4 protein-coding genes are annotated in these 6,781 nt (G+C 55.9%); 3 read left to right on the top strand and 1 reads right to left on the bottom strand.

Annotated features, from left to right (window positions below; genetic code table 11):
- Nucleotides 1–17 precede the first annotated feature (17 nt).
- Both rapA and rluA read left to right on the top strand, forming a co-directional pair.
- Nucleotides 18–2,924 carry an RNA polymerase-associated protein RapA gene (gene rapA, locus LDK53_RS19015; protein WP_095441678.1) on the top strand — a complete coding sequence of 969 codons (2,907 nt, stop codon included), beginning with the start codon at nt 18–20 and terminating at the stop codon, nt 2,922–2,924.
- Between the two features lie 12 nt (nt 2,925–2,936).
- Nucleotides 2,937–3,596, top strand: a complete 660-nt coding sequence (rluA, locus tag LDK53_RS19020) for a bifunctional tRNA pseudouridine(32) synthase/23S rRNA pseudouridine(746) synthase RluA (RefSeq protein WP_047957735.1) — start codon at nt 2,937–2,939, stop codon at nt 3,594–3,596.
- Between the two features lie 28 nt (nt 3,597–3,624).
- Here the strand turns inward: rluA and djlA are convergent, their stop codons facing one another.
- Nucleotides 3,625–4,440 carry a co-chaperone DjlA gene (gene djlA / locus LDK53_RS19025; RefSeq protein WP_126800492.1) on the bottom strand — a complete coding sequence of 272 codons (816 nt, stop codon included), beginning with the start codon at nt 4,438–4,440 and terminating at the stop codon, nt 3,625–3,627.
- Between the two features lie 239 nt (nt 4,441–4,679).
- Here djlA and lptD point away from each other — a divergent pair.
- Nucleotides 4,680–6,781, top strand: a 2,102-nt coding sequence (lptD, locus tag LDK53_RS19030; RefSeq protein ID WP_225287816.1) for an LPS assembly protein LptD, incomplete at its 3' end; no start/stop codon positions are given.

Raw genomic sequence — 6,781 nt, forward strand, 5'->3', positions numbered from 1 at the left:
ATTAGAGCCGAACAACTATGCCTTTTACACTTGGTCAACGCTGGATCAGCGATACAGAAAGCGAACTTGGATTGGGAACCGTCGTTGCTGTCGATGCGCGTATGGTTACCCTCCTCTTCCCCGCCACCGGTGAAAACCGCCTGTACGCTCGCAATGACTCCCCTGTGACCCGCGTAATGTTTAATCCGGGTGACACCGTGACCAGCCATGACGGCTGGCAGCTCAAGATTGAAGACGTAAAAGAAGAGAATGGACTGCTCGCCTACATTGGCACTCGCCTGGATACTGACGAGACCAATGTCGTCCTGCGTGAAGTGCTGCTCGACAGCAAACTGGTTTTCAGCAAACCGCAGGATCGCCTGTTTGCCGGGCAAATCGATCGAATGGACCGCTTCTCGCTGCGCTATCGCGCGCGCAAGTTCCAGAGTGAACAGTACCGTATGCCGTGGAGCGGCCTGCGTGGCCAGCGCACCAGTCTGATCCCCCACCAGCTGAATATCGCTCATGACGTGGGCCGTCGTCACGCCCCGCGCGTGCTGCTGGCAGATGAAGTGGGCCTGGGTAAGACCATTGAAGCAGGTATGATCCTGCATCAGCAGCTGCTTTCCGGCGCCGCCGAGCGCGTGCTGATTGTGGTTCCTGAAACCCTGCAGCACCAGTGGCTGGTCGAAATGCTGCGTCGCTTTAACCTGCGCTTCTCCCTGTTTGATGACGAGCGCTATGCCGAAGCCCAGCACGACGCGGATAACCCGTTCGAAACGGAACAACTGGTGATCTGCTCCCTGGACTTTGTGCGCCGCAGCAAGCAGCGTCTTGAGCACCTGTGTGATGCCGAATGGGATCTGATGGTGGTCGATGAAGCGCACCATCTGGTCTGGAGCGAAGAGGCACCGAGCCGCGAATATTTGGCTATTGAGCAGCTTGCCGAGCGCGTGCCTGGCGTCCTGCTGCTGACCGCAACGCCGGAACAGCTGGGTCTGGAAAGCCACTTCGCCCGTCTGCGTCTGCTCGACCCTAACCGTTTCCACGATTTTGCGCAGTTCGTCGAAGAACAAAATAACTACCGTCCGGTCGCGGATGCCGTCGCCCTGCTGCTGGCGGGCAAGCGCCTCTCTAATGACGAACTTAATACCCTGAGCGATCTGATTGGCGAGCAGGACATTGAGCCGCTGCTGCAGGCTGCCAACAGTGAAAGCGATAACGCAGAATCCGCGCGTAAAGAGCTGATCGACATGCTGATGGACCGCCACGGCACCAGCCGCGTGCTGTTCCGTAACACCCGTAACGGTGTGAAAGGGTTCCCGAAACGCGAACTGCATACCATAAAGCTGCCGCTGCCGACACAGTATCAGACGGCGATAAAAGTCTCCGGCATCATGGGCGCACGCAAAACTCAGGAAGAGCGTGCCCGTGACATGCTCTATCCGGAACAAATCTACCAGGAATTCGAAGGTGATACCGGTACCTGGTGGAACTTCGATCCGCGCGTGGAGTGGTTGATGGGCTACCTGACCGCCCACCGTTCCCAGAAAGTGCTGGTGATCTGTGCCAAAGCGGCGACTGCGCTACAGCTGGAACAGGTCCTGCGTGAACGCGAAGGTATCCGCGCCGCCGTGTTCCATGAAGGTATGTCTATCGTTGAACGCGACCGCGCCGCGGCGTGGTTTGCCGAAGAGGACAGCGGCGCTCAGGTGATGCTGTGCTCTGAAATCGGTTCTGAAGGCCGTAACTTCCAGTTCGCCAGCAACCTGGTCATGTTCGATCTGCCGTTCAACCCGGATCTGCTGGAACAGCGCATCGGCCGTCTCGATCGTATCGGCCAGGCGCATGATATTCAGATCCATGTCCCTTATCTGGAAAAAACCGCCCAGTCCGTGCTGGTCCGCTGGTTCCACGAAGGTCTGGATGCGTTTGAACATACCTGCCCGACGGGCCGCACGATTTACGATCAGGTGCATGGCGATCTGATCGGCTATCTTGCCGCACCGGAAAACGTGGACGGGTTCGATGAGCTGATCGCCACCTGCCGTGAGAAACACGAGGCGCTGAAAGCGCAGCTGGAACAGGGCCGCGACCGTTTGCTGGAGATCCACTCCAACGGCGGTGAAAAAGCGCAGGCGCTTGCCGAGAGCATTGAAGAGCAGGATGATGACACCAGTCTGATCAGCTTCTCCATGAATCTGTTCGACATCGTGGGCATTAACCAGGACGATCGCGGCGAGAACCTGATTGTCCTGACCCCGTCCGATCACATGCTGGTTCCGGATTTCCCGGGCCTGCCGGAAGATGGCTGCACCATCACTTTCGAGCGTGATGTGGCGCTCTCCCGTGAAGACGCCCAGTTCATCACCTGGGAACACCCGCTGATCCGCAACGGCCTGGACCTGATCCTGTCCGGCGATACCGGCAGCAGCACCATCTCCCTGTTGAAAAACAAGGCGCTGCCTGTCGGCACCCTGCTGCTGGAGCTGATTTATGTTGTGGAAGCGCAGGCACCGAAACAGCTGCAGCTCAACCGCTTCCTGCCGCCAACGCCTGTCCGTCTGCTGCTGGACAAAAACGGCACTAACCTGGCAGGACAGGTTGAATTTGAGAGCTTCAACCGCCAGCTGAGCGCGGTGAACCGCCATACGGGCAGCAAACTGGTTAACGCAGTTCAGCAGGATGTGCACGCCATTCTCCAGCTGGGTGAAACCCAGATTGAAAAATCGGCCCGAGCGCTGATTGATGCTGCGCGCAATGAAGCCGACGAGAAACTGTCTGCGGAGCTGTCACGTCTGGAAGCGTTAAAAGCGGTTAACCCCAACATCCGTGACGACGAACTGACGGCGATTGAAAGCAACCGTCAGCAGGTGCTGGAAAGCCTGAATCAGGCGAGCTGGCGTCTGGACGCCCTGCGTCTTATCGTTGTGACGCATCAGTAAACGGAGCGCAAGATGGTGATGGAGCCGTACAATCCGCCGCAGGATCCCTGGCTGGTCATTCTGTATCAGGATGAGCATATTATGGTGGTCAACAAGCCCAGCGGCCTGTTGTCCGTGCCGGGGCGTCTGGATGAGCACAAAGACAGCGTGATGACGCGTATTCAGCGTGATTATCCTCAGGCGGAGTCCGTCCATCGCCTGGACATGGCCACCAGCGGCGTGATTGTGGTGGCGCTGAATAAAGCCGCGGAGCGCGAGTTAAAACGCCAGTTCCGCGAGCGTGAGCCGAAGAAGCAGTATGTCGCCCGCGTCTGGGGCCATCCTGCGCAGGCGGAAGGGCTGGTGGATTTACCCCTGATTTGCGACTGGCCGAACCGGCCAAAGCAGAAGGTGTGCTATGAAACCGGCAAGGCCGCGCAGACCGAGTATGAAGTGCTGGAGTACGCGACGGATAACACCGCGCGCGTCCTGCTTAAACCGATTACCGGACGTTCACATCAGCTGCGCGTGCATATGCTCGCCCTGGGACATCCGATTCTGGGCGACCGGTTTTACGCCCCGCCTGAGGCGCTGGCGTTAGCGCCACGTCTTCAGCTCCATGCGCAGACGCTCACCATCACCCATCCGGCCTTCGGTAACGCGATGACGTTTAAAGCCCCGGTGGACTTCTAAAAAAAAGCCCGACATCGTCGGGCTTTTTTTATTTGAAACCTTTCTTCTCTTTAATGAGCTCGTAGGCCTTCTGGATTTCCTGCGCTTTTTGCTTCGCCATCTCCATCATTTCCGGCGGTAAGCCTTTCGCGACCAGCTTGTCCGGGTGATGTTCACTCATCAGCTTGCGATAGGCACGTTTAATAGTGGTGACATCATCCATGGGCTTCACGCCAAGTACGTTGCAGGCATCTTCCAGCGTCGGGCCACGCTGCGCCTGCTGCCAGGTGCCGCCAGACGACTGCTGGTGATAACCGCCGCCAAACTGTGCCCCGCCCTGCATCATGCGCAGGAACTGGTCGAACTGCATACGGGAGATACCCAGCTCTTCCGCAATGACGTACAGCACGTCGCGTTCATTGGGGTGCAGGGAACCGTCGGCGAAGGCCGCCTGGATCTGGATTTCCAGAAACATCCGAATTAAATCAAAGCGACCAAAGCAGATGCTGCGGAACTGACGCATTTTTTCACGCAGCGGATAGTTGTCCGATTTGCCGATGCGAAACGCATTTTGCGCTGCCAGACGGGAGTCACCATGCAGGTTCATGCGATCCATAAAGACGCTGGCAATTTGAATATCGGCTTCTGTCACACGTCCTTTGGATTTGGTTAAGTGCCCCATGACCTCAAAGGTGGTGGAGAAAAAGAGCGACTGACGCTCGCGCTGATTGGCAAACCAGGCCATTTTGCGGCTGCGCGCTTTATCAAACATATGCCCGATAATCAGCCCAAGCACGATTCCCCAGAACCCGGCACCCATGATGATGGCGAACGCAACGCCGATTATTTTACCCCAATACTGCATATACTCCCCGGATAGTCATATTCCTTGCCGACGCAACGTCATCATCACTGTGTTCAAGTCACGGTCAATTGAAGGACATCGCCTATAATTTGCTTTATCATACTCGTCATTCGATAGCGAGCCTAACACTCTGGCACGCAAACAGGCAGGATTAACGCTGGTACTGCGCAGATGAGTAAGATAGTCTCTGAGCGTTTGTAAGCCGTAGCCACTGATGACGGAACAATAAAATACAACGTATGAAAAAACGTATCCCCACCCTCCTGGCCACAATGATTGGCTCCGCCCTGTACAGTCAACAGGGGCTGGCGGCCGATCTCGCCTCGCAATGTATGCTTGGCGTCCCAAGCTATAATCGTCCACTGGTGAAGGGCGATACAAATAGCTTGCCGGTAACCATTACTGCCGACAGTTCGAAAGGTACCTATCCTGACAATGCCACGTTTACGGGCAATGTGGATATTAACCAGGGCAACAGCCGCCTGCAGGCAGATGAAGTGCAGTTGCACCAGAAGCAGCCGGAAGGTGCGGCCGAGCCGGTACGAACGGTGGATGCGCTGGGTAATGTGCACTATGACGACAATCAGGTCATCCTGAAAGGTCCGAAAGCCTGGTCAAACCTGAACACCAAAGACACTAACGTCTGGGAAGGTGATTACCAGATGGTGGGTCGTCAGGGGCGTGGTAATGCAGACCTGATGAAACAGCGCGGTGAAAACCGTTATACGATCCTGGAAAATGGCTCCTTTACCTCCTGTCTGCCGGGTTCTAATACCTGGAGCGTGGTCGGAAGCGAGGTTATCCACGACCGTGAAGAGCAGGTCGCGGAGATCTGGAATGCCCGCTTCAAGCTGGGTCCGGTGCCCGTTTTCTACAGCCCTTATCTGCAGCTTCCTGTCGGTGACAAACGTCGCTCAGGCTTCCTGATCCCGAATGCCAAATACAGCACCTCGAACTATTTTGAGTTCTACCTGCCGTATTACTGGAACATCGCGCCCAACATGGACGCGACCATCACGCCGCACTATATCCATAAGCGCGGCAACGTCATGTGGGAGAACGAGTTCCGCTATCTGACCCAGGCGGGTACAGGCCTGATGGAGCTCGATTATCTGCCGTCGGATAAAGTCTTCCAGGATGAGCATCCGACCGAAGGGGACAAACACCGTTGGTTGTACTACTGGCGCCATGCGGGTGTGATGGATCAGGTCTGGCGTTTTAACGTCGACTACACCAAGGTCAGCGATCCTTACTACTTCAACGACTTTGACTCCAAATACGGTTCAAGTACCGATGGTTATGCGACGCAGAAATTCAGCGTTGGCTATGCTATTCAAAACTTTAACGCCACGGTCTCAACGAAACAGTTCCAGGTCTTTAGTACCCAGACGCGAAGCACTTACGGCGCAGAGCCGCAGCTGGATGTGAACTGGTACCAGAACGATGTTGGGCCATTTGACACCCGCGTTTACGCGCAGGCGGTCCATTTCGTGAATACCAACTCGGATATGCCGGAAGCCACGCGTATCCACCTGGAGCCGACCATCAACCTGCCGTGGTCTAACGACTGGGCAAGCCTGAACACAGAAGCCAAGCTGATGGCGACACACTATCAGCAGAAAAATGTGGATGATTACAACGCCAGTAACAACACCGATCTTCAGGAATCGGTTAACCGTACCCTTCCGCAATTTAAAATGGACGGTAAGCTGATCTTTGAACGTGATATGGGGTTACTGGCTGATGGCTATACGCAAACGCTGGAACCGCGGATGCAGTATCTCTACGTGCCGTATCGCGACCAGAGCAAAATCCAGAACTACGACTCGTCCTTCCTGCAGTCTGACTACAGCGGCCTGTTCCGTGACCGTACCTACGGCGGTCTTGACCGTATTGCCTCCGCTAACCAGTTAACGACCGGTGTCACAACGCGCGTATATGATGACGCTGCCGTTGAACGTTTTAACGTTTCTGTTGGTCAAATCTACTATTTCACCGAGTCTCGCACCGGTGATGACAACATTAACTGGGAGAAAGACAACAAGACCGGTTCCCTGGTCTGGGCGGGCGATACCTACTGGCGCATGACGGACCGCTGGGGCTTACGCGGTGGGCTGCAGTACGATACGCGTCTCGACAACATTGCGACCAGCAGTGCGGCAATTGAGTACCGTCGTGATGAAGACCGTATGGTGCAGCTGACGTACCGTTATGCCAGCCCGGAATATATCCAGGCGACATTGCCAGACTATGCGAACAGAGAACAGTATAAAGACGGTATTTCGCAGGTCGGTGGCGCAGCAAGCTGGCCTATCGCCGACCGTTGGTCAATCGTAGGCGC

The sequence above is a fragment of the Enterobacter sp. K16B genome (assembly GCF_020216105.1).
Lineage (GTDB): Bacteria > Pseudomonadota > Gammaproteobacteria > Enterobacterales > Enterobacteriaceae > Enterobacter > Enterobacter sichuanensis.